Below are 2,616 nucleotides of genomic sequence, written 5' to 3' on the forward strand. Positions count from 1 at the left end.
GTCGGGGAGAACGTCTGCGGCGCATCGGCGGCGATCAGCCTGGCGGCATCGGCCTCGGCGGACTCGATGATCGCCAGCAGCACCTCCAGCACATGCCTGGCGAAGCGGCCGGAGGCGCGGGGCGGGCGACCGGTCTCCGCCGCATCCAGCATGTCGGCGACACCGACGCCGCGGTAGTTGCCGATGCGCCGGCCGCTGACCTCGATCCAGTTGTCCTGGCCGAAGGGCGCGGCCTCGCTGCCGAATTGCTGCACGCCGCTGTCCGAGATCAACTCGGCCGTGCCGGCGAAATAATTCGGGTCGGGCACCATCAGCGATCCCTCGGTGCCGTGCAGCTCGATCGGGTTGCGGTGGCCGTGGCCCCAATTGTCGTAGCTGACCGAGAAATGGATCTGGGCGCCGGAGCGGAACTCCAGCAACGCCTGGCTGGTGGTGGGCGTGGTCACCGGCACGCGGCTGCCCTTGTTCGGGCCTTCGGCCGTCACCAGCCGCTGGTCGAAGAAGGTGGTGGCCAGGGCGACGACACGCTGGACGGGGCCCAGCAGGTTAACCAGCGCTGAGATGTAATAGGGCCCCATGTCCAGCACCGGCCCGGCGCCGCGCTGGTAATAGGGATGGGGGTTGGGGTGCCAGCGCTCCATGCCGTGATTCATGAAATGCGCGCTGCCGCTCTTCACCACGCCCAGCCTTCCCTCGTCGATCAGGCGGCGGGCGGTCTGCTGGGCACCGCCCAGGAAGGTGTCGGGGGCCGAACTCAGCATCAGGCCGCGGCTTTCCGCCAATTCCACCAGCCTGTCGCCATCCTCGAGCGTCAGGGCCAGCGGCTTCTCGGTGTGGGCGTGCTTGCCGGCCTGCAGGATCGCCGCGGTGGTGGCGGCATGGCTGGCCGGGTTGGTCAGGTTGATGATGGCGTCGATGCCGGAATGGCCGATCAGCGCCTCCGGGCTCAGCGCCTGCAGGCCGTAACGTGCGGCCTTGGCCGCCGCGACCTGCGGATCGATGTCGGCGCAGGCCACCAGCTTGATCGGGGCGAAGACCGCCGCCAGTCGGGCATAGGCATCGAAGATGTTGCCGCAGCCGAGAATGCCGACATTCCACTGTCTTGCCATGGCGATCTTCCGAAAGGGGCGGGGTGTCACGGCGAGACTAGGCCCGGCCCCGGACCCCCACCACCGTGATTGTGGTCCGCGAGTCCGGAATACGGGACAAACGCCGCGAACGGCCTCCGGCTCGGATTGACAGGCCGGCGCCCCGTTGGTCTGATGATTTCAACTAATGTCCGACTCGCTTTGCGAAATCGGCACGAGCGCCCCACAGGGAGGACACGAAATGTCGGAGCCGTCCGGGACCAAACCGGGATCTGCCATGGGACCCACGCTCGACCGCCGCAGGTTCCTGCAGGGAACCGCAGGTGCGCTGGTGGCGCCGGCGATCGCCGGCCTGCCGATGGCGGCCCGGGCGCAGGACAAGGTCGAATTGCTGTTCTGGGCCTGGACGCCCGACACGCAGAAGCAGATCGACCTGTTCGAGAAGAAATACCCCGGCATCACCGTCAAGCTCGAGAATGTCGGCCAGGGGCCGCCGCACTACGTCAAGCTGCGCAACGCGATCAAGGCGGGCAGCGGCCTGCCTGACCTGGCGCAGATGGAATTCAACTCGATCGCCAGCTTCAAGCAGCTCGGCGTGCTGGCCGATTTGGCGCCGCAGGGCGTCGGCGATGTCGGGCCGAAATTCATCGACTGGACCTGGAAGTCGGTCACCGACAACGGCAAGATCTATGCGGTGCCTTGGGATAGCGGCCCGATGGGCCTCTTGTACCGGGCCGACGTGTTCGACAAATACGGCCTGTCGGTGCCCGAGACCTGGGACGATTACGCCGAACAGGCGATCAAGCTCAGCAGCAAGGCGCCCGGCACCTATATCTGCGATTTCGGCGCCTCCGACGCCGGCTGGGTCTGCGCCGTGCTGTGGCAGGCGGGCTGGCGGCCGTTCCACCTCGACGGCACCAGCATCAAGATCGGCATCAACGACAGCGTCGCCAAGAAATGGGCCGATTACTGGCAGAAGCTGATCGACGCCAAGGCGGTCGACGTCAAGCCGAACTGGACCACCGAATGGTTCGCCGCGCTGGATGAAGGCACCTACGCCTCCTGGGTCACCGCCGCCTGGGCCCCGGTGCTGATGCAGCAATCGATGAAGAAGAGCTTCGGCAAATGGCGGGCCGCGCCGATGCCGCAATGGGAGAAGGGCGGCAAGATCACTTCGAACTGGGGCGGGTCGACCTTCGCGGCCTTCACCACGTCGCAGCACCCGAAGGAGGCGGCGCTGTTCGCCCAGTTCATGGGCAGCGACCCCGAAGCGTCGCGGCTGTGGAACACCAAGCAGTTCCTGTTCCCGGTGCTGAAGGACCTGATCGGCGACAAGGAGCTGATGGGGCATCCCTACGAGTTCTACGGCGGCCAGAAGGTCAACGAGATCTTCGTCGTCGCCGAGAACCAAGTCGACCCGAGCTTCGAGTTCGCGCCGTTCCAGGACTATGTGAACCTGCAGATGCAGGACGAACTGGCCTCCGCCATCGCCGGCAACGGCACGTTGTCGGCCGCCTTCGACCGGCTG

The 2,616-nt window shown here is 66.4% G+C and carries 2 protein-coding genes; one reads left to right on the forward strand and one right to left on the reverse strand.

The window, feature by feature from the left end:
• The coding region (locus tag AC3XYG_RS34440; RefSeq protein WP_489144402.1) for a Gfo/Idh/MocA family protein at nt 1–1,109 on the reverse strand (1,109 nt) is incomplete at its 3' end.
• 256 nt (nt 1,110–1,365) lie between these two features.
• On the opposite strand from AC3XYG_RS34440, the gene AC3XYG_RS34445 reads away from it, so the two are divergent.
• Nucleotides 1,366–2,616, forward strand: a 1,251-nt coding sequence (locus AC3XYG_RS34445) for an ABC transporter substrate-binding protein (RefSeq protein WP_489144403.1), incomplete at its 3' end; no start/stop codon positions are given.

Source organism: Inquilinus sp. (assembly GCF_057815775.1).